15 protein-coding genes and 2 pseudogenes are annotated in these 21,032 nt (G+C 60.0%); 10 read left to right on the forward strand and 7 right to left on the reverse strand.

The features are described from left to right. Positions 1-147: 147 nt before the first annotated feature. A pseudogene (locus ACY8D3_RS07440) lies at positions 148-807 on the forward strand (MCP four helix bundle domain-containing protein); the annotation flags it as partial. A gap of 306 nt (positions 808-1,113) precedes the next feature. Continuing rightward, positions 1,114-1,710 (forward strand): annotated as a pseudogene (locus ACY8D3_RS07445) (methyl-accepting chemotaxis protein); the annotation flags it as partial. A gap of 60 nt (positions 1,711-1,770) precedes the next feature. Here ACY8D3_RS07445 and ACY8D3_RS07450 read toward each other — a convergent pair. Further along, positions 1,771-2,427, reverse strand: a complete 657-nt coding sequence (locus ACY8D3_RS07450; RefSeq protein ID WP_462382984.1) for a phosphatase PAP2 family protein — start codon at positions 2,425-2,427, stop codon at positions 1,771-1,773. A gap of 266 nt (positions 2,428-2,693) precedes the next feature. Then, entirely contained in the window at positions 2,694-3,584 is an 891-nt protein-coding gene (locus ACY8D3_RS07455; RefSeq protein ID WP_462382986.1) for a LysR substrate-binding domain-containing protein, read from the reverse strand. Between the two features lie 177 nt (positions 3,585-3,761). Between ACY8D3_RS07455 and amaB the strand changes: the two genes are divergently transcribed. From amaB to ACY8D3_RS07470, 3 genes are all read left to right on the forward strand, one after another. Continuing rightward, positions 3,762-5,252, forward strand: coding sequence for an L-piperidine-6-carboxylate dehydrogenase (gene amaB, locus ACY8D3_RS07460; protein ID WP_462382988.1), 1,491 nt, complete (start codon positions 3,762-3,764; stop codon positions 5,250-5,252). Positions 5,253-5,331: 79 nt separating this feature from the next. Further along, positions 5,332-6,618 (forward strand): L-pipecolate oxidase, encoded by a 1,287-nt coding sequence (gene amaA / locus ACY8D3_RS07465; RefSeq protein WP_462382990.1) that lies wholly within the window; start codon positions 5,332-5,334, stop codon positions 6,616-6,618. Between the two features lie 77 nt (positions 6,619-6,695). Further along, positions 6,696-7,415 (forward strand): GntR family transcriptional regulator, encoded by a 720-nt coding sequence (locus ACY8D3_RS07470; protein ID WP_462382992.1) that lies wholly within the window; start codon positions 6,696-6,698, stop codon positions 7,413-7,415. A 30-nt stretch (positions 7,416-7,445) separates the two neighbouring features. Here ACY8D3_RS07470 and ACY8D3_RS07475 read toward each other — a convergent pair whose 3' ends face one another. Next, positions 7,446-8,390: a PDR/VanB family oxidoreductase gene (locus ACY8D3_RS07475; protein ID WP_462382993.1), complete on the reverse strand. Its 945-nt coding sequence runs from the start codon at positions 8,388-8,390 to the stop codon at positions 7,446-7,448. A gap of 94 nt (positions 8,391-8,484) precedes the next feature. Next, complete coding sequence (locus tag ACY8D3_RS07480; RefSeq protein ID WP_462382994.1) at positions 8,485-9,546, reverse strand: aromatic ring-hydroxylating dioxygenase subunit alpha; 1,062 nt, start codon at positions 9,544-9,546, stop codon at positions 8,485-8,487. 396 nt (positions 9,547-9,942) lie between these two features. Here ACY8D3_RS07480 and ACY8D3_RS07485 point away from each other — a divergent pair, with 396 nt between their 5' ends. After that, the gene (locus ACY8D3_RS07485) at positions 9,943-11,274 is read left to right on the forward strand and encodes an MFS transporter (protein WP_462382996.1); all 1,332 of its coding nucleotides are present in this window, start codon (positions 9,943-9,945) and stop codon (positions 11,272-11,274) included. Between the two features lie 536 nt (positions 11,275-11,810). Here the strand turns inward: ACY8D3_RS07485 and ACY8D3_RS07490 are convergent. Together ACY8D3_RS07490 and ACY8D3_RS07495 are read right to left on the reverse strand one after the other, a co-directional pair. Beyond that, on the reverse strand, positions 11,811-13,688 hold the full coding sequence (locus ACY8D3_RS07490) for a cellulase family glycosylhydrolase (protein WP_462382998.1): 1,878 nt from the start codon (positions 13,686-13,688) through the stop codon (positions 11,811-11,813). Positions 13,689-14,373: 685 nt separating this feature from the next. Beyond that, a complete protein-coding gene (locus tag ACY8D3_RS07495) occupies positions 14,374-15,681 on the reverse strand; it encodes an OprD family porin (protein WP_462383000.1) in 1,308 nt (435 codons plus the stop codon). A 310-nt stretch (positions 15,682-15,991) separates the two neighbouring features. Between ACY8D3_RS07495 and mhpT the strand changes: the two genes are divergently transcribed. Further along, positions 15,992-17,206, forward strand: coding sequence for a 3-(3-hydroxy-phenyl)propionate transporter MhpT (mhpT, locus tag ACY8D3_RS07500; protein ID WP_462384288.1), 1,215 nt, complete (start codon positions 15,992-15,994; stop codon positions 17,204-17,206). 10 nt (positions 17,207-17,216) lie between these two features. Then, the gene (locus ACY8D3_RS07505) at positions 17,217-17,750 is read left to right on the forward strand and encodes a DUF3237 domain-containing protein (RefSeq protein ID WP_462383002.1); all 534 of its coding nucleotides are present in this window, start codon (positions 17,217-17,219) and stop codon (positions 17,748-17,750) included. A gap of 5 nt (positions 17,751-17,755) precedes the next feature. On the opposite strand, the gene ACY8D3_RS07510 is transcribed toward ACY8D3_RS07505, so the two are convergent. After that, the gene (locus ACY8D3_RS07510) at positions 17,756-18,430 is read right to left on the reverse strand and encodes a DUF1028 domain-containing protein (RefSeq protein WP_462383004.1); all 675 of its coding nucleotides are present in this window, start codon (positions 18,428-18,430) and stop codon (positions 17,756-17,758) included. A 198-nt stretch (positions 18,431-18,628) separates the two neighbouring features. On the opposite strand from ACY8D3_RS07510, the gene ACY8D3_RS07515 reads away from it, so the two are divergent. Both ACY8D3_RS07515 and ACY8D3_RS07520 read left to right on the forward strand, forming a co-directional pair. Beyond that, positions 18,629-19,459: a p-hydroxycinnamoyl CoA hydratase/lyase gene (locus ACY8D3_RS07515; RefSeq protein WP_462383006.1), complete on the forward strand. Its 831-nt coding sequence runs from the start codon at positions 18,629-18,631 to the stop codon at positions 19,457-19,459. 78 nt (positions 19,460-19,537) lie between these two features. Then, positions 19,538-20,986: an aldehyde dehydrogenase gene (locus ACY8D3_RS07520; protein ID WP_462383007.1), complete on the forward strand. Its 1,449-nt coding sequence runs from the start codon at positions 19,538-19,540 to the stop codon at positions 20,984-20,986. The last annotated feature ends 46 nt before the right edge of the window (positions 20,987-21,032 follow it).

A 21,032-nucleotide genomic window follows, 5' to 3' on the forward strand; every position in this document is an offset into this window, starting at 1 on the left:
AATTTCCGACTGAGGCCTAAAAGTTTCTAGAAAAGCTTCCGATGTTTAAGGGAGCTGGATCACATCTTGAGGCAATACCTGATGTACATACGGAAACTGAACTTGCGGGCCCGGTCGGTCCTGTGCTTCGGAGCGCTGTGCGCACTTATGGTGCTGCTCGGGTTGTTCGCGCTACGCCAAGCTGCTGTGCTGAATGAGGCTGAGTCCTATCTGGAAACAAACGTGTTGCCCAGCGTCAATGCGCTCAATGCAATGGCTCTGGATCTCACGGCCATCCGGGGTAACAACGCTCGGTTGCGAAACCCCAACGAGTCGGCCGCGTTCCGGCAATCAGTGCGCGCAGACGTTGATGTGCTGGCCGCCGCTATGGTCGAAAACGGCAAGACGCTGTCTTCGCTGATCGTGACGCCCAGGGGCAAGGCACTTTTCGCTGAGTTTCAGAGCAAGCACGATAGCTTCCGCGCGTCCCAGGCTCGATTCCTGGCGCTGATTGATAAAGAGGATTATGTCAGTGCCATGGCGTATGCCGGGCAGGACCATCGTAAAGCAGCAGATGAGCTAGGCCAGACACTGAAAGCGCTCATAAGCGTCAACGATGAAAAGGCCCGCAACGCAGGCATTACGGCGCGGGCGGCGTATAGCTCGACGGTATTGTGGGTCTCGGTCTTGCTTCTCGCTGCGTTTGTGGCGGCAGTGGTTCTCGGCCTGATATATACACGCAGCGTGGCCCAGCCAATGAACGAGGCGTTGCATATCGCCGAACGGATTGCTGCGAACGACTTCACTCAGCGCATCGATGTGTCCGGAACCGACGAGGCTGCGCGTCTGGTAGCGGCAATGGCAAGAATGCAGGCAAGTTTGCGGGATGCCCTGACTGTCATTGCCGACTCGTCTACACAGCTGGCCACCACATCTGAAGAAATGCACGCCGTAACCGAGGATTCGGCCAAGGGTATGCAGCGTCAGAATGATGAAATCGAAATGGCGGCGACTGCCGTGAATGAGATGAGCGCTGCCGTGGATGAGGTCGCATCGAATGCTGCGTCGGCGTCCCAAGCGGCCGCCACATCCAGCACGACGGCATTCTCGGGTCGTAGCCGCGTGGAAGAAACCGTTACGGCCATCAATGAGATGGTCGCCAGCGTAGGTTCGACCTCGAACGAAGTAAAAGGATTGGCCGAGCGTGCAACGGGCATCAGCAAGGTGCTGGACGTGATTCGTGCTATTGCCGAACAGACCAATCTGTTGGCGTTGAACGCGGCGATTGAAGCCGCGCGAGCAGGTGAGGCGGGACGTGGCTTCGCAGTTGTGGCTGATGAGGTGAGGGCGCTGGCGCATCGCACCCAGGAGTCGACGCGCGAGATCGAGCAAATGATCAACGCGATTCAGTCTGGAACTGAAAGCGCAGTTTCGTCGATGCTTCACACCAGCGGTCAGGCACAGCGGACACTTGACCTGGCGCAGGCCGCTGGGCAGGCGCTTGCCGAAATTACCGACTCCATCGCGCAGATCAACGAGCGCAACCTGCTCATCGCTACGGCGGCTGAAGAGCAGGCACAGGTAGCCCGTGAAGTGGACCGTAGTCTGACGAGTATTCGGGATCTTGCTGTGCAATCTGCTGCCGGGTCACACCAGACATCGGTGGCCAGTGGGGAGCTCTCAAGCCTCGCCGTGGATCTGAACCGCCTGGTCAAGCGCTTTTCGTTCTGATCAGCGCACCTACCGATGGACCTTCTGCAGTTTCGTCGGCAGTACGCTCGCTAAGTGGGATCAGGCAGCCTGGTCCCGCTTAGCGAGCGAGTCGGCGCGAGGGACGGAATTGTTCTTGCGTAGGTCCTGGCGGCTGAATGGCTCTGAATTTCCTGCGATATAGGCACCAATGCGTTGCAGGATTCCATGTGTGGGTGCATGCACGCCATGGAACAACACGATGGGTGCGAGAAGCACCGCGGCCATCGCGAGCCGTTGCATGGACTTTTGGCTAACCCTAGGCCCGCGATAGAGGTAGTACGCTGATGCACTGAGGCCTATCAGCGAACCTGTCACCGCCTCCCAAGGCGAATGGTAGCCAAGGTGCACGCGAGACCAGGCCACCATGATCGCCAACACGGCGCCCAAAGCGGCGCCCGCCCGGCTCAGTCGCTCGGAGGGCTGGAACAATAGCCATCCCAGGACCGGCATCACGGCGGCGCCGAGCATCGAGTGGCCGCTGAAACCCGTGAAGTCCAACGCCCGTATCCCAACGCCCCAACCGAAGAAGGCAATCTTCGAAGCCGCCACGAGCAAACTCGCGGCAGCGAAGCATAGGTACCAACGTACAGCCTGCTGCCAGGACACGGTAAGCAATAGCCAGATGCCCATGAGCATGGCGCAAGGCAACATGATTGCTGAATCGCCGAGATTGGTAACGAAGTGCCAGAAGGCCATGGATGTCCTTTACATGGAAGGGAGGCGCGCTACTGTGAAGATCGGCCAACGACCGACGCACGCGTAATGCCAACAGGGGATAGCGCTTTGTCCTGAAAAAAACGCTCCGGTTCGATCCTGGCGGCGAATGTTTGTAACAGGCCGTCCGACGGTGCGTGTTGTTTGGATCGGTCAGAGCGGACGCTGCGGTAGAATCGACAACCCATTGAAGGGCTGCGAAGGGCCATCATTCTTTTGCGGAATGACCTGTCAGTCCGCTGCAACGGTCACGGACGCGGTTGGGCAGCAATCCACTCTACCAGTGCGCGAACCTTGGGAAGCTCATGCGCCTGCTCACCATGCGCCATGTAATACGCTCCGTCCGTGCGCAGCGCGAATGCGCTGGCTAGCACCAAGTTGCCTTGAGCCAGCTCTGCGTCTGCCATGAAGCGTGGTACGAGGGCGATACCGCAGCCCGCGACCGCCGCGTGAATGCACATGTAGAAGGTGTCGAAACGTGGCCCATGGTAGCTCTGGTCTGTCGTGTGTCCCTGCGCGGAGAACCAGTCATGCCATGCCTCAGGCCGCGAGGCGCATTGCAGCAGCGTATGGCCTTCCAGGCGTGCCGGGTCCTCCGATAGCCCGTCGAAGCGTATTTCAGGTGAACAGACAGCCACGACGCTTTCGCCGAACAGGGCATGGCACTGCGCGCCCGGCCAACTGCCCTGACCGTAGAAAAAGATCACGTCGGCCTTGCCTTGCAACAGATCGAAGGGTTCCAGCTCGTTATGGATATCCAGATGGATGTTCGGGTGCGCGGCTCCAAACCCTTTCAAACCGGGGATCAGCCAGCGCGCTCCGAAGGTTGGCTGCGTGGCCACGCGCAGCACTTGCGTTTCGCCACCGTAAGACAGGATGTAGCGGCTGGACATCTCGACTTGTGTGAGGATCTTCCCGACCTCAGCCAAGTACAACATGCCGGCGGGCGTGAGCTGGAGGCGTCGCCTCACCCGGTGAAATAGCAGGTGCTGGAGCATTTCTTCAAGCTGTGCAACTTGCTTGCTGACTGCGCTTTGCGTGAGGTGAAGCTCCTCTGCAGCTCGGGTGAAGCTCAGATGCCGCGCGGTCGATTCGAAACACTGCAACGCTGCCATCGAGGGCATGAGTCGCCTGGACATCAATACCGCCTCCTGGAAATCAGCCGAGCGGTAAGGGTCGGCTCGCTTATGGATGCGTAGAGCTTACTTCATGAGCAGGTGGAATGATGTAGTGAATAAAGGTCGTTTGTTGCCGCCAGGTCCCGTCATGAGAATGCGAGGCATCCATTTTCATTGCTGACGAACGGGAAGACGATCATGGTCGAGACGCTGTTGAAGAACCTTGGGGTCGATATCGCCCTGCGTGCAGGCGGTCATCCGGTCTATTCGCCCATCGATGGCAGCTGCATCGCGGAGCTGGCGCTCGAGCGTGGCGACGACGTGCGCACCATGATTGGCAACGCTCATGCAGCGTTCCTCGATTGGCGGGACGTTCCGGCACCGCGCCGCGGTGAGTTGATCCGGTTGTTCGGCGAAGTACTGCGCAAGCACAAGGCTCAGCTGGGCGAGCTCGTCTCGATCGAGGCCGGCAAGATCACCCAGGAAGGCCTCGGCGAGGTGCAGGAGATGATCGATATCTGCGACTTTGCGGTCGGTCTATCCCGCCAGCTCTATGGTCTCACCATTGCCTCCGAGCGCCCTGGGCATCACATGCGTGAGACCTGGCACCCGCTTGGCGTGGTCGGGGTCATCAGTGCGTTCAATTTCCCGGTCGCCGTCTGGGCGTGGAATACGGCGTTGGCGGTGGTATGCGGCAACGCGGTCGTATGGAAACCTTCGGAAAAGACGCCGTTGACAGCACTCGCGTGCATGGCGCTGTTTACCCGCGCGATGCAAGAGTTCGGCTCGGACGCACCGCAGGGGCTGGCACAGGTGGTCGTAGGCGCGCGTGAGGCAGGTGAAGCGCTGGTCGACGATCCACGTGTTGCGCTTGTCAGTGCAACCGGCAGCACGCGCATGGGGCGCGAGGTGGCGCCTCGCGTCGCTGCGCGGTTTGGACGGAGCATCCTCGAATTGGGCGGAAACAATGCGATGATCCTGGCTCCCAGCGCGGATCTGGATCTGGCAGTGCGCGGCATTCTCTTCGCCGCGGTCGGGACGGCCGGCCAGCGCTGCACGACGTTACGCCGGCTCATCGTGCATCGTTCCATTCAGTCCGAGATCGTCAACCGCCTAAAGGCTGCCTATGCGAAGGTTCGCATCGGCGACCCACGCAAGGACAACCTGGTCGGGCCACTGATCGACAAGGCCTCTTTCGATGCCATGCAGGGTGCGCTGAGCCAGGCCCGAGAACAGGGAGGAAAGGTGTTCGGTGGTGAACGGCAGTTGGCCGATACGTACCCCAACGCCTACTACGTGATGCCGGCGATCGCGGAGATGCCGGACCAGACAGAGGTCGTTCGCCACGAGACGTTCGCACCGATTCTCTACGTTATTCCGTATGACGAGTTCGACGATGCGCTGCGCCTGAACAACGAGGTGCCGCAAGGTCTGTCGTCCTGCATCTTCACAACCGATCTTCGCGAGGCCGAGCGTTTTCAGAGCGCATCCGGCAGTGACTGTGGCATTGCCAACGTCAACATCGGCACGAGTGGTGCAGAGATTGGCGGCGCCTTTGGCGGTGAAAAGGAAACGGGCGGTGGGCGTGAGTCCGGATCCGACGCGTGGAAGGCGTACATGCGCCGCCAGACCAACACCGTCAACTACTCACGCGAACTGCCGCTGGCGCAGGGCATCGTTTTCGATTGATCCGGGCGCCGCGACCGACGCGGCGAACCCCTGCTGTTTTCGTCGCGGCCCATAAGATCCAGGGCAAAAGGGGGCGGGAATGATCGAGTTGCGCAAGGCTTGTCTCTGGGAGGAAACGGCGCCTGTTACGTTTTCGACGCCGACACTCATGGAAGAGGTGAAGGCCGATGTGTGCGTGATTGGCGGCGGCATCACGGGACTATCGACGGCCCTGCATTTGCGCGAGCGGGGGCTCAGTGTCGTTGTGCTCGAAGCCTTCCTGTTTGGTACGGGCGGTTCGGGCCGTAATGTAGGGCTCGTGAACGCGGGGACCTGGATTCCACCCGATGAGGTGGAGGCAACGCTTGGAGAGGTCCATGGGCGCAAACTGAATACCTTCCTTGGCGATGCGCCGAATGTCGTATTCGACCTCATCCGACGCTATGGTCTGGACTGTGAAGCCCATCCCGAGGGCACCTTGCACATGGCACATAACCGCACGGGGGCGACAGACCTCGAGTCACGCTGCGCGCAGTGGCAGCGGCGCGGTGCCCCCATCGAACTGCTGACTGGCGCCCGCTGTCGCGAGTACTGTGGCACTGACAAGATCGAAGCGGCCTTGCTCGACCATCGTGCCGGCACTATCAACCCCATGGGTTATACGCTTGGATTGGCGCGCACGGTCGTGAATGTCGGCGGTGCGTTGTACCAGCATTCGCCCGTGACCTCGCTCACGCGCACAGACAACCAGTGGAGCGTGCAGACCCGGACCGGAACTGTCACGGCGGAGAAGGTGGTCATTTCGACTGGCGCTTACACGGCAGGCGAATGGGAAGGCTTGCAGCGCAATTACTTTCGCGGCTATTACTACAATGTGGCCTCGACGCCACTCGAGTCGGATGCGGCCCAGACGATCCTGCCGCATGCAAAGGGCTCCTGGGACACGCGGACGGTTCTCAGCAGCATCCGCCGCGACGACGCCGGCCGGCTGATTCTCGGCAGCCTGGGCGGTATGGATGCCAAGCCGGCCTGGTTCGTCAGGCGTTGGGCGGATCGGATCCAACAGCATTACTTTCCGGCACTCGGTCGCGTCGACTGGGAAATGCACTGGACGGGCTGTATCGACTTCACGCCCGACCATCTTATGCGGCTCTTCGAGCCGGCGCCGGGCTTGATCGCCGCGAACGGCTACAACGGGCGCGGAAATACGACAGGCACGGTCGTCGGCAAGGCGTTCGCGGATTATCTCGTGGGCGGCCGACGCGATGCATTGCCGCTTCCCTTTTCCGAAGAGCGTTCGCTGCGTACCGCGGCCATACGCAGCGCGCTGTATGAAAGCGGCTTCAGTCTTTACCACGCCGGGCAATGCCTGAAGGTCGTTCTGTAGCCTGCCTGAAAACACCTTGAGCTCGGCAGGCGCTCTGTTGGGTATGATGCGTCGAGGTAGGGTTTCGAGGTCACTTCATGAGTAAGTCCGGGCAGCGCGTACTGGCAGCACTTCGGCAGATGATCGCCAGCGGTGAGCTTGCCGCAGGCGAGCGCATTGCAGAGATTCCAACCGCCGAGCGTTTACAGGTGTCGCGTACGCCCATTCGCATTGCCTTTCGAACGCTCGAACAGGAAGGGTTATTGCGCAAGGCCGATGGGCGCGGTTACCTCGTCCGCGAGGTCACCGAAGCTGACATTGCCGGTGCCGTCGAAGTACGCGGCGTGCTGGAAGGACTGGCGGCGCGTCAGGCCGCTGAGCGAGGCCTCAGCGAAACGCAACGACGTGCGCTATGGGAGTGCCTGGAAGAGGGCGATGCACTGTTCGGTAAGGGGTACGTGACCATGGAAGAGCTGGAGACCTATCACGATCTGAACATGCGTTTCCATGCGGTCATCATCGAGGCCAGTGCCAACCCGGCCATCGCCATCGCGCTGGCACGGAACGACCATCTTCCATTTGCTTCGGTCAGCTCATTGGCGGTCGATGGCGCGATGATGGACCGTGAATATCGGCGTTTTAACTTCGCACATCTTCAGCATCACGCCGTATACGATGCATTGCTGAACCGCCAAGGCGCGCGGGCTGAAGGCATCATGCGCGAGCACGCGAACGCTACTTTGCGGTATGCGCATTTCGATGCGAGCGGTGGGTTGATGCATGAGGCCATGACGGTAATACGTCCTGACCGACGATAAAAAAAGGCGACCTTGTAGTCGCCTTTTTGCTTACAAGTCCAGCACGAGTCTGGGGCTCTTCGAGCGAGAACAACAAGGGGTGAACTGGTCGTTCGCGGCCTGCTCGTCCTCGGTCAGGAACAGGTCCCGGTGATCCGGTTCGCCTTCCAAGACTCGGGTAAGGCAAGTTCCGCAGATGCCCTGTTCGCATGAAACGGGTACCTCGACACCGACCTCGCGTAGCACGTCGATAACGGTCACGCCTTCAGGTACTGGCAGGACCTGCCCCGTGCTGGCCAGCTGGATTTCAAAGCCCTCCTGCGAGCCTTCGGCCTGGGGCTCGGCGGAAAAGTATTCGCGGTGCAATTGGCCGCTGTTCCAGCCCTGCGAGGCGGCAGTATCCAGGACGAAGGTCATGAATCCTGTGGGGCCACAGACGTACAGGTGATCGCCGGCAGTCGGTGCTGCGAGCAATGCAGGCACGTCGGCGCGAGGCTCCGTGTCGTCAAAATGCAGGTGTACGCGTGCTGCGAACGGCGATTGCTCGAGTCGATCAACAAAAGCCGCATGTGCCTTAGAACGGGCGAAGTAATGCAGTTCGAAATCCGCACCCGTGTGTGCAAGGCGTTCGGCCATGCAAAGGATTGGGGTGATGCCAATCCCGCCGGCGAACAGCACGCTGCGATTCGCGCCGTTTTCCAGCGGGAAGAGGTTGCGCGGCTCACTGATACGGACGGTCTGGCCGGCTGCCAGCCCGTGCATGCCGCGGGAGCCGCCGCGGCCTTCGGGCGCGAGGAGGACAGCGATCTGGTATCGCTCGCGTTCTTCGGGATGGTTGCACAGCGAGTACTGGCGGATGGCGCCGTCTGGCAAGTGCACATCGATGTGGGCACCTGCGCTGAATGGCGGAAGGGGCGCTCCGTCCGAGCGGGCAAGCTCGAAGCTGAGAATGTCACGGGCTTCGGGGTGAACGGCTTTGACGATGACGTCGATCACGATAGGAACCTCTGGTATCGACAGCACGCCCCGGTCGTCATTGGCACGCCGGGGCTGTCTGAGATGAGCATGGAAGGGCTATGTGCCGTGTCGGTCAACCGACCTGGCGCGCCTCGATGACGTTTCCACCTTCGCGCTCGGCGGCGATCAGACGGTCCAGAATGCGGCGAGATTGGACGCCGCCCGCATCGATATTGAGTTTCAGTAGCTGGCGCTCGGGCTGCCACAGCAGGTTCTTCTGCTGTTGTTCCAGCATGTCGAGATCTTCCGCGAAGATCTTGCCTTGCCCCTCGCGAATCGACGCCGTAAGTTCAGCGTCGCCAGGCTTGAAGTTGCGCGCCATTCCCCAGAAATACCAAATGGACGTTTCGGTTTCCGGTGTGATGAAGTCCACCACGATGGAAGACGCTTTCACTTCCGGCGGCGCCTCGTAACCGCCATGGCCAGCATGCGCAACGCCTACCTCGATCATGACGTGGCTCGGTGGTGTGAAGCGACAGATCTGCCAGCGATCCACTGGGACATCATCGGCCAGGCCGTTGCCCTTTAGTGCCATGCGCCAGAAGGGGGGCGCCATGATGTTTTCCATGTGCCGTGCGGTAATGACTTCGTCGCCTTCGACCGTAGTCTTCGGGGCCGCTTCGTCGATTTCCTTCTGCCCAATACTGGACGCGTGGACATAGGTCTCATGGGTAAGGTCCATGAGGTTGTCGATCATCAGGCGATAGTCGCAGGCAATGTGATAGAGCCCACCACCATAGGCCCAGTCCGGGCTCTCAGCCCATTCCAGATGATGGATCGTCGCAGGGTCAGCGGCATTCTGGTCGCCCGGCCACACCCAGATGAATCCATAGCGCTCGACTGCAGCGAACTGCCGGATGCATGGGAAGCCCCGGACGCGCTGGCCCGGCATCGACACGGTCTTCCCATCACACCCCATTTCGAGGCCGTGGTACCCGCATACGAGGTTGCCGTTCTGGACATAACCCAGTGAAAGGGGGGCGCCACGGTGGGGACAGAAGTCTTCGAGTGCGACTACCTGACCTTCGGGGCCACGGTAGAAAACCATCTTCTCGCCGCAGATTTGCCGGCCAAGTGGTTTCTCGACGATATCGTCAGGAGTGCACGCGACGTACCAGGCGTTTTTCGGGAACATGGATCAGGCCTCATTGTTGTTGTCGTATTGGATCCAATAATGGGCGGCTTGATTTGGAGCTGTCAACGCGGTCCCGCTAATCGTTAATAAAATAAAGAGTTCGATAAGCGAACAGGAAAAGTACGTTATATGCCTGGTCTGCAGCCCGCGCCGCAGCTGGGTTGGCCGGTGTCGTCAGCGGCTCGGTGTCCTGATACGCCGTCTATTCCGTTGGTTATGCCCGCCTGGAGCTCTTGCCGTTTGGATCCCAAAATGACAGCGTGCGCTCGTCTTCTGACAACAATAACGATAGGACCTCGACCATGATCGACCTGCATCTGGCGGGCCATTTGCCTGCGGCCCCATGTTTTCCTGGACCCTCTGCGGAGATAGCCTCCGAGCGTTTCGGAGGTCGCAATGAGTGACCTTAGAGCCGTACTCGACGAGACAGCCATGCGGCCATTTCAATACCTGGCTGTAGGCGTCTGCATTTGCCTCAATATGATCGATGGATTTGACGTGCTGGTGATGGCATTCACCGCCTCTTCGGTATCGCGCGACTGGGGGCTTACTGGAGGGGAGATTGGAATGCTGCTCAGTGCCGGCCTCCTGGGCATGGCAGCGGGCTCGCTGTTCATTGCGCCTTGGGCTGATCGATTCGGGCGGCGCCCCCTGATACTTTTCTGTTTGCTGGTATCCGGCATTGGCATGCTCCTGTCTGCCGCCTCGCAAACGCCGACTCAGCTTGCATTGCTGCGCGGGATCACCGGTCTAGGCATAGGCGGTATCCTTGCGAGCAGCAACGTCATTGCCAGTGAATACGCCTCAAAACGTTGGCGGAGCCTGGCCGTCAGCCTTCAGTCCACAGGCTATGCGCTGGGCGCTACGCTAGGCGGCCTGCTTGCCGTATGGCTGCTCACACAGTGGGGATGGCGGTCGGTGTTTCTGGCCGGCGGCTTGGCCACATTGGCGATGATCCCGGTGGTGATGCTTTGGCTACCGGAATCGCTGGACTTCTTGCTGGCAAAACAGCCAACCAAAGCCCTTGAACGCGTAAACACGCTGGCCGGCAAATTAGGACAGGCCCCTTTGCCGGTGCTGCCAGCCGTACCGGCGAAACCCGCAGTGGCAGGTGGCGCAGTAGGGCAACTCTTCGCACCGTCCATGCGTCGTACCACGCTGCTGGTCTGGCTGTTGTTCTTCCTCGTGATGTTCGGTTTCTACTTCATCATGAGTTGGACGCCGAAGCTGCTGACCTCAGCCGGGCTTTCCGAGCAGCAGGGTGTCACAGGCGGTGTGCTTCTAAGTATCGGTGGCATCTTCGGCGCTGCCTTCGTTGGTCTTCTTTCCGCGCGGTTTCCGCTCACTCGCGTCCTCGCCGGCTTCATGCTCGTCACGGCACTGCTGCTCATCATTTTCATGAACGTTGGCGGCTCCTATACCGTTGCACTCGGTATGGGCCTGCTGATCGGCATGTTCTCGAACGGCTGCGTTGCAGGTCTCTATGCGCTGTCGCCATCGGTCTACGGCGCGGGCATTCGCGCCACGGGTGTGGGCTGGGGAATCGGCATCGGCCGCGGCGGCGCGATTCTCTCGCCCACCGTCGCAGGGTTCATGCTAGACCAGGGCTGGGCGCCGCTGCAGTTGTACGGACTGTTCGCGCTAGTGTTCGTCGCAGCGGCGATCTTCGTGCTTTTCATGCGGCTCGGTGCGCAGCCGGTACAAGGCCTCAAGCCGGCGCATGCGTAAGGCTGTGCTTCCTGCATGCTGCTCTTCGGCACGATCAAGATTGGCAATGCGCTCGTCTGGTACTTGGTCAAACGAGGCGTCAACACGCGGCGCCTTGTTTCGCGCTTGGGTACGCAGGTGGTTGGCTGCGACCTGCTGTGGGGATGCTCGAGGGATGGCAAAAGCGTCACGTCGGCTCCTGAACCAAAAGCAACGGTCAGGCATCAACACGGGCCCATGCCCAGCCTTCTGCGCAATGCGCTGCGCTGCGCTACGTGTCGGCAAGTTCTAGCAAGATTCAACACAGCTGGCGGGTGTGTTTAGGTGCGTCAGCAGATAGGCGAACTGATCGCCGAACGGCATCTGCAGCATCTGTTCACACGCTTTTTGGCTGCGCCCCGTCAAGCAAAATGCTGTAGAGGTGCGAAGGGAAAGAGTCCGACCTTGCTGCCGCCGCCTTCTGCACAAGCGCTGTCTACTTAGCGCTTGTGCAGAGTGCCCCCAGCGGGCGCTAGGACAGCGCGCTGGGAAGGTGAGTCATCCGTGACTCGATTCGCTCATTTGGCGCCAGCGAACAGCGTCACCGTCCGGGGATGGCCCACGGCACTGCCTTTTAGCTTCGGTCCATTGAGGTAGACCGACATGTTGTTGCCGACGCTATAGACCGAGCCGACCTGGTAAACCTGACCATTGGCCATTTTCACCGAGGAGCCGACCTTGAACGCGTTCACGTTGGCGGTCGTTTTCGGGATCGAAAAGCCTGCCATGTTCTTGGCGATACCCTTGTCCCAGTTTTTGTCCGTGAAGTTGTTGATCGGTGCTTCGACGGTTTTGGTCGCAGGTTTGGGGGCAGGCGCTGGGGTTTTCACCGGCGTCGTTGTAGCTGGATTGTTTCCGGTGTTGGTATTCGAGCCGCTGCTTGGCTTGGTCGTATTCGAGTTGTTCGAACCAGACGACGGTTGCGGGCTGGCTGGCTTCCCAGTATTGGTAGCGGTGGCCAGTTTCAGCGTGTTCGGGTACCCCAGCTTCTTGCCATCAAGCGTGCCAGTGTCGAAGAACACCGACATGTTGTTGCCTACGATCTGAACGTGACGGATGTTGACGACCTTGCCGTCGCTAAGCACCACACCCTGGCCCGCAGTGAACGCCTTGATGTTGTTCGAGGTTGCAGGAATGGAAACACCCGCAGCCGTTCGGTAGACGCCTTTTTCCCAGTTCTTGTCGGTGAAGTTGTTGATCGTCGCAGTCGTTTCTTCCAGTGCAGGCTTGGCCGGCATCGTTGGTGCGACTGTCTGGACAGGCGCAGGCGCAGGCGCAGGCTTAGGTGTAGCGGCGGTCGACTTCGGACCGATGGCCGAGCAGCTGGTGTTATCAATGTACTTCTTGAGCACCGACCACTGCGGGCGGTCCGCGCCGTTTTTGGGTTCGATTGCCAGACGATAGTTGCCCCACGAGCGGCCTGCAGCCCAGTAGGTTGCTGGGATGCAGTTCTCTTTCAGGTAGGCGAGCATGCCTTCCATGATCGGGAACCAGCGCGGATCGTCGCCAGGCACACCAAACTCACCGATGAAACCCTTCTTGTTATTGTCCTTGAGCCACTGGACGAAAGGTTTGACACGTTCCACACCGTAATTGGCGTTTACGGTCGTCACGTCGAATTTCTTGTAGCTGCCGCCATCGTTTCCGTCGAAGTACAGGTGCGCCTGGAAGATCAGGTTGTCGGCCGGGTCTTTGAGATTAAGCAGCGATTTATTCCACCACGGCCAGTTGGCAGCACTCGCCCAGGCGTTGCCCTCGATCATGATCGGCTTCACGCGATCGATTTCGCGGATAGCGTCGATGCCATGCTGAGCGGCGATCGGCCATTGAGCATCGGCGTCATGCGGCTCATTCATGATGTCGTACGCGTAAAGCGACTTTTTGGAACTCCAGCGAAGTGCGATCTTGCGGATCAGATCCCGGTAGCTCGCATAGCTCACCTTGCCGGTGCCGATGACTTCGTTCCGGTAACGCATGTAGTTGTGCACGTCCAGGACGAGCTGAACGTTGTACTTATCGGCGAGCGCGAACGTCTGGTCGATATAACCGGCATAAGTCGCATCGAATGGCCCGTTCAGAACGGGCTGCAGACGCTCCCACAGAATGGGGAAGCGGATTAGCCGAATGCCCTTTGACGTCCATTGCTGGAAGTTGGCTTCCGTGGGGAAGAAATAGTTGGTGCCTTCCTTGCCCGGCAGAATCCCGGACGTGAACTCAGCACCCGCGAGGTTAATGCCAAGAAGCTCGACACCCGCAGCGTTGGCTTCGTTGGTCGGAAGCCAGGCCAGACCACAGGTGAGGGCGGCAGCCGCGATAAGGGAAGTGAAACTATGCTTGCTGCGTCCGTTGCGTCCTTTAATGCGTCGTCCAGACACATTGACTTCAAATAAGGACATATCAAACCACTATAAAAAAAGTTTAGAGAAACCCGTGCCAGTCGACCCCGGGTGGTAAAAACGGCCAGCAGCTTTAATTACTGACGCAACTAAGCGAATCCAACTTTGGCGCACCAAGCTCGGCTCACAGCATCGTTGTTGCGGTGCGAGACTCTAATGCAGTCAGCGCGCCAAAGTTCAGGCATGGCGATGAGCGGTATAAAAAAGATGGCGATATAGTGGCGAATTTCGGTATTGGCGGGATGTATTAGCTGGAATAACGGCGGAAACGTAACATATTATGCAATGATGATGGCAATTTGCGATTAATTGCTACGTCAAGAAATCGTTCTTTCCGTTAGTTGGTGCCTGGTATGTCAAAACTTCGGGGTGACAAATTTTGTCCAAAACCTGACGCTATGTAACCAACCCGTAGGCATACAACTAATACAGGCGCTGTCAGCGCGTAGGCGTACGAGTTCGTACCGCCCTCAACTGAGAGAAGCATGTCGGCACGTTTGCAGTTTTGCTTAGTTTTTGTGGCAACTAATGAGAGATATCGGTTAAGGAGGTAGAGCTACAGCCCGCCATTGCGGTGGGTCCCAGGCTAAGGAATGCAGGAGACTGTCAGTTCAGTTGGGACTAAGAGGAAGTAGGGCAGCGTAACCGACGATACACCCCAGGCGCATCGTCGGCGCGTGATGGGCTACCAGAGGGCGAGCGTATAGTCGATGTGCAACCGCAGTTGGTTTTCGTCGCGGAACGCCGCACCGCCTGGGAAATCGTTTCGGTAGATGGACTGGCGGGCCTTCAAACCGACCCCTCTGAGCGGGCCGCCTTGAACCACGTAGCCGATTTCCATTTGAAGCTCCCTTTCCTTCAGACCGTCAGCGTCGAACGCAGCGAGTTCGATGTTATCGCCACGGACGTAACGCAGGCGCGCTTTTAAACCCGGCAGCCCGGCGTTGAGGAAGTCATAGTCATAGATGGCCTGCCACACGCGTTCTTTTGCGTTCAGAAAGTCCGAGCTCATTGTGAACTCACCAATGACGCCAAGCTCGGTACCCGAGATATACGGCGTCGCCGTGTCGCCGCTCAGGTGCATGTAGCCGACGGTGAGCTTGTGGCCGCCCAGCGCATAGGCGAACTGGGCCGAGAGGTTTCGGTTGTCGACCTTGCCAGCCTTGGCGCTACCGATGTCGTCACTGAAGAACCCCCGGAAATCGCTTGTGAACGCCCCATCGCCAACCGGAAGGGTATGCAGGAGTGTGAACACGTTCTGTCCATACAGATCTGCTACCTCGGCACGGTAGGCACGAATCAGCCACTGGTCCGTTGGCCGGTAGTCGCCGCCGGCAAAGGTCATGTGAGACGTCGTCGCTGCAGGGTTGAACCGGCCGTTGGGCGAGGCAACGGTCATGGGTTCGTAGTCGGTCGAATTGCGCCGGTTGATACGGTCCAGGTAGCCACCGTGAAGCGTCAGGCCATCGATGTCGCGAGAGTAGGCATAGCCACCGCGAAACGTCTGGGGCAACAGGCGTGCTGGGCTGGCGATGGCGAAGGGAAGGAAGATGGCGATGTCGCCGCCCTTGATTTCGGTGTTGCCGACGCGGAGCTTCGCGGTGGGGGCGAGACGGGAGAATTCATCCGCCGCTCGGCCTGTGGTGCGTGAAACGGGAAGCAGCTCGGTGCCCGTTCGGTCTGGCGAGGAATCCAGCTTCAAGCCGACCAGGCCCATCGCATCGAAGCCGACGCCAACCGTACCTTCCGTGTAACCCGACTCGAACTTGGCGATAAATCCCTGGGCCCACTCGCGCGCAGCAGATTTGGCACCGTCATCCTTGAAGTCGCGGTCCATGTAGTAGTTGCGTAGCGTCAGCGACGCCTTGCTGTCATCCACGAAGCCTGCTGCGCCCGCAGCCAGGGGTAGCGACAATAATCCCCCAAGCATGAGCCTTAGCGATATTGGCGTAAGCGAAAGGGTAAAAGCGGACGAACGCGTGGCGTGTTCCATGAGGCGAATCCTTTTTGTTGTTGTTCTGTCACGATTGATCGAGCGGTCTCGATTGTCGCGGAGCATGGAAACGCGGCCATTAATGGTCAACGCGATTTGATCGATAATCGAACGTTAATTCTGTTAACGAATTAGACCGCTCTCGGCATGCATGTGCTATCTCATTGATCTCGATAGCAAAACCGTGATTAGGGCATTTTCCGCGGTTTTTCGCGCCGTTTGATTATGTTTGTTAATCTTCTGGTGCGCTCTGGTGAATCGGCTGAAACGAACCGGCGCGGGACACAACAACAATAAAAGCGAGGTCTACATGGATACGCATGCACGTCGCTCGACCCTCACGGTCGCGCTCTGTTTCATCGTCGCACTCATCGAAGGGCTCGATCTGCAATCCGCTGGAATTGCGGCTGCCGGCTTGCGGCAGGCCTATTCGCTCGACGCCGGGATGATGGGCTGGATGTTCAGCGCCAGTATTATCGGCCTGTTGCCTGGCGCCTTCTTTGGTGGTTGGGTTGCCGACCGGATTGGCCGCAAGAAAGTGCTCATCGGTGCGGTCATTCTCTTCGGCGTGTTCTCGCTCTGGACGGCCTATGCCGGCAACCTGACCAACCTGCTGCTGGCGCGGTTTTTGACTGGGCTCGGCCTGGGCGCAGCGTTGCCGAACCTCATCGCCCTGTGCGCCGAGGCCGTCGAGGAAAAGCGCCGCAGTACCGCGATCAGCATCATGTATTGCGGCGTACCGCTCGGAGGTGCGATCGCCGCACTCATCGGGATGGCGTCAGGCGAGCGTTGGGAAATGGTGTTCATCGTAGGCGGCGTCGCGCCGCTGGCCATCGCACCGTTGATGATGTTGCTGCTGCCGGAATCGAATGATTTCCGCGCTGCGCAGAGCCGGTCCGGCAGTCAGGACCGCATCTCCACAAGCACGGCACTGTTCGCCCAGGGCAGGGCGAGCGCAACCCTGGCCCTCTGGCTCAGCTACTTCTTCACCCTGACGGTGATGTACATGCTGCTGAACTGGCTGCCTTCGCTGCTCCTCGCCCAGGGGTTCACCAAGTCGCAGGCCGGCAGCGTGCAGATGTTGTTCAACATTGGCGGTGCAATCGGCTCGCTCTTGGGGGGGCTGCTTCTGGATCGCGCTAACCGCGGTCGTGTGGTGATCGGCGTGTATGCGGGTGTTTTGGCCTCGCTGGCTGGGCTTGGCTTCTCCAGCGGTATTGTCGCCATGGCAACGGCCGGTTTTGCTGCAGGGCTGTTCGTTGTGGCAGCTCAGCTTGTGCTCTACGCCCTGGCGCCGCCGGTCTATCCAACGGCAGTGCGAGCCACAGGGGTAGGCGCCGCGGTCGCGGTTGGCCGGCTTGGGTCCGTGTCCGGGCCGCTTGCGGCGGGGCATATTCTGGCGGCAGGGGCGGGTACCACAGGGGTTCTGCTGGCGGCGTCGCCTGGCCTCATTCTGGCGGCTGGCGCAGTCTTGCTCCTGCTACACCGGCCCGCGCCCGCTGCACTGCCGTCGACATCCGCGTGAGGAGGTGCATATGACTTACCGCGTTTATGCAGTCTTCGCGTTGCTCCTGGCGGTGGTGGTACCTACCAATGCCCGGGAGCCGCCACGTCTGGTCATGGAGCCGCTGGCGCGATTCTCCGTGGACTTGAGCGGCCCCGTCTGGGAGCTGGGGGAGGTTGGGTCGCAGGGACAGCGTCGAATCATCCCAATTACGGGCGGTCGGTTCGACGGGCCTGGGTTCAAGGGGCAGATCTTGAACAACGGAGCCGACTGGCAAATTGTCGATGGGGCGGGTACCGCTATCATCGATACGCGTTATCTGCTCCAGACTGACGATGGCGCGCTGGTCTATCTACAGACCAAAGGCTATCGGCATGGCCCAGCGGAGGTGCTTGCCCGTATCGCAAAAGGCGAAACGGTCGATCCGTCACTGTATTACTTTCGCGTCACGATGCAGTTCGAGACGAGCGATCCGAAATACACCTGGCTCAACGGCACCGTGGGTATAGGCAGTGCGGTGCGGCAAGCCAAGGCCGTGGTGTACGACGCCTATGTCGTGAAATAGCGATTCTAGATTGCGTCTTCGGCAGCCTTGCCGGCCGGGTTATCCCGCGTCGGCATGGCGAGGATCTCCGGCACCACTTCGCGCTCGAAAATCTTGTGCAGGCGACGCAATTCGGCCACCGGGTCCAGATGCTGGTCCACGCGAATATCCCAAAGCGGGTATTCCTCATTGTCGACGACGTAGACCGTTGCCGATGACTCGCCGTGACGATCGCCGCCCATTGCGTCTCCCGCGGCAATCGCTTCCATCAGGCGCTCAACCAGCGGGGCTTCGGTGTGTTCGACGAAGGCGTCCGCGACTGCCTGTAGTACCTCTACGCCAGCGAGACGATTGCCCTGGACCGAGAAACCGTCCCCCTGCAAGGCGCCGGCCCATGGCAGGCAGTCCTCGCCTGTCCAGACAGCCAGCCCGCCGCCGGAGTCAACGATGCCGACCTGACGCAGCTTCATGCAGGGGTCGATGCCATGCAGGCGCTGAAGGGCCTCGTCTGCAGAGCAGCCCTCACGCAGGAAGCGTAGGCCGTCTATGCCCAGGTAAGGGTTGATCTGGGCCTGCGTCGCCACCGCTCCGTATCCCGCGGCTGCGTGAGAAAGCAATTTACCGACAGCAGGCATCGCGGTGGCGGCTGCAACGCCGATCTGGCCAGTCCTGCCACATCGGGCAACGATCGAAAATGTCATGAAACCTCCTATGGCTATGCATTGGGCCGGATGCTCACCCCAACGTTCCCTGGGCGCCGCACCGCCTGGTCGTCTGGCGACGTCTGGACCCAAGAAAAGCGGCTCTTGCCACGCGCAAATTTGAGAAAATAGTTAATTGACATAACTAAATCCGAGGCGTAGCGTCAGGCCCATCGAGAACAACAAGAGATCACTTCGATGAGCAGCTATGAAGGTCGCTGGCAAACGGTCAAGGTGGATGTGGAAGAGGGGATCGCCTGGGTCACTCTCAACCGTCCGGAGAAGCGCAATGCAATGAGCCCGACCCTCAATCGTGAGATGGTCGACGTGCTCGAGACACTGGAGCAGGACGAAGACGCAGGTGTGCTGGTCCTGACGGGCGCAGGCGAATCGTGGACAGCAGGCATGGACCTCAAGGAATACTTCCGCGAGACCGACGCCGGCCCGGAGATCCTCCAGGAGAAAATCCGCCGCGAGGCGTCGCAATGGCAATGGAAGTTGCTGCGCATGTACGCCAAGCCAACGATCGCGATGGTCAATGGCTGGTGTTTCGGCGGTGGATTCAGTCCGCTCGTGGCATGCGACCTGGCAATCACCGCTGAGGAAGCAACGTTCGGCCTGTCCGAGATCAACTGGGGCATTCCACCGGGCAACCTGGTGAGCAAGGCCCTGGCCGACACCGTTGGCCACCGTACAGCGCTTTATTACGTCATGACAGGCAAGACCTTCACCGGGACCGAAGCGGCCGCAATGGGCCTCGTCAATCAGGCTGTGCCGCTTTCGCAGTTGCGGGAGGTCACCACAGCCCTTGCACGCGAGCTCCTCGACAAGAACCCGGTGGTCCTGCGCGCCGCCAAGATCGGGTTCAAGCGGTGCCGTGAGCTTACATGGGAGCAGAACGAGGACTACCTCTATGCCAAACTCGACCAGTCCCGGCTGCAGGATCCTGAGGGCGGTCGCGAGAAGGGCATGAAGCAGTTCCTCGACGACAGATCCATCAAGCCTGGCTTGCAGACCTACAAGCGATAACGTGCCGCGGCCAGGGAATGGCCGACCACGCGATGTACACCTGACGTATTCCGACAAAGACAAGAAAGAGGAATCATCATGCTGGACGTGCCCCTTCTTATTGGCGGCGAATCCTGCCCGGCTCGTGACGGGCGGACATTCGATCGTTGCAATCCCGTGACGGGCGAAGTCGTATCCCGCGTTGCTGCGGCGACACTCGAGGACGCCGATGCCGCTGTCGAAGCCGCACGCAAGGCGTTTCCCGCATGGGCGGCCCTGGCGCCGAACGAGCGCCGACGTCGGCTACTGGCTGCGGCAGACGCACTGCAAGCGCGAGCGCCTGAATTCATGGCGGCAACGGGCGAAACAGGCGCGATGGCGAACTGGTATGGGTTCAACGTCCATCTTGCGGCGGGCATGCTGCGCGAAGCGGCGTCCATGACAACGCAGATCAACGGAGAAGTGATTCCATCGGATGTGCCGGGCAGCTTCTCGATGGCGCTGCGGCAGCCCTGCGGCGTGGTGCTGGGAATCGCACCTTGGAACGCGCCAGTGATCCTTGGGACTCGGGCAGTGGCCATGCCATTGGCCTGCGGTAACACGGTGGTATTGAAGGCCTCAGAGCAGAGCCCGGCGGTGCACCGCCTGATCGGTCAGGTGCTGCATGAAGCAGGGCTGGGCGACGGGGTGGTCAACGTCATCAGCAATGCACCGGCAGACGCCCCCGCTATTGTCGAACGCCTGATTGCCAACCCGGCGGTGCGCCGGGTGAACTTCACCGGTTCTACGCATGTGGGCCGGATCATTGGCGAGATTTCTGCGCGGCATCTGAAACCCGCCTTGCTGGAACTCGGCGGCAAGGCGCCCTTCATCGTTCTCGACGATGCCGATCTGGACGCGGCGGTGGAAGCGGCGGCGTTCGGTGCTTACTTCAATCAGGGCCAGATCTGCATGTCGACCGAGCGGCTCATCGTCGATGAACAGGTCGCCGACGCGTTCATCGAAAAGCTCGCGGCGAAAGTTCGTACGCTCGAAGCCGGTGATCCCGCTGCTCAGAATACGGCGCTGGGTTCATTGATCGATGTCTCTGCCGGTGAGCGAATCCAGGCACTCGTCGATGACGCCGTTGGCAAGGGTGCCGTGCAGGTCACAGGTGGTGCCCGCTCCGGCAGCATCATGCAGCCAGTGCTGCTCGACCGTGTCACGCCAGACATGCGCCTGTACCGCGAGGAATCGTTCGGCCCAGTGGCCGTCGTGATGCGAGCAGGGGGAGACGACGCCCTGATCGAGCTGGCCAACGATTCAGAGTTCGGTTTGTCCTCCGCCATCTTCAGCCGCGATGTGTCACGCGCGCTCGCGCTGGCTCAACGCGTTGAGTCCGGCATCTGCCATATCAATGGCCCGACAGTCCACGACGAAGCCCAGATGCCGTTCGGCGGCGTCAAGTCCAGCGGCTACGGCAGCTTCGGCGCAAAAGCGTCGATCGAGCATTTCACGCAGCTGCGATGGGTCACGGTACAGACCGGCCCACGTCACTACCCCATCTGACATAAGCATAAGAAGAACAGCGACGCCGATCCGCTCGGCGTCGCTA

The sequence above is a fragment of the Pseudomonas sp. Marseille-QA0892 genome (assembly GCF_054950135.1).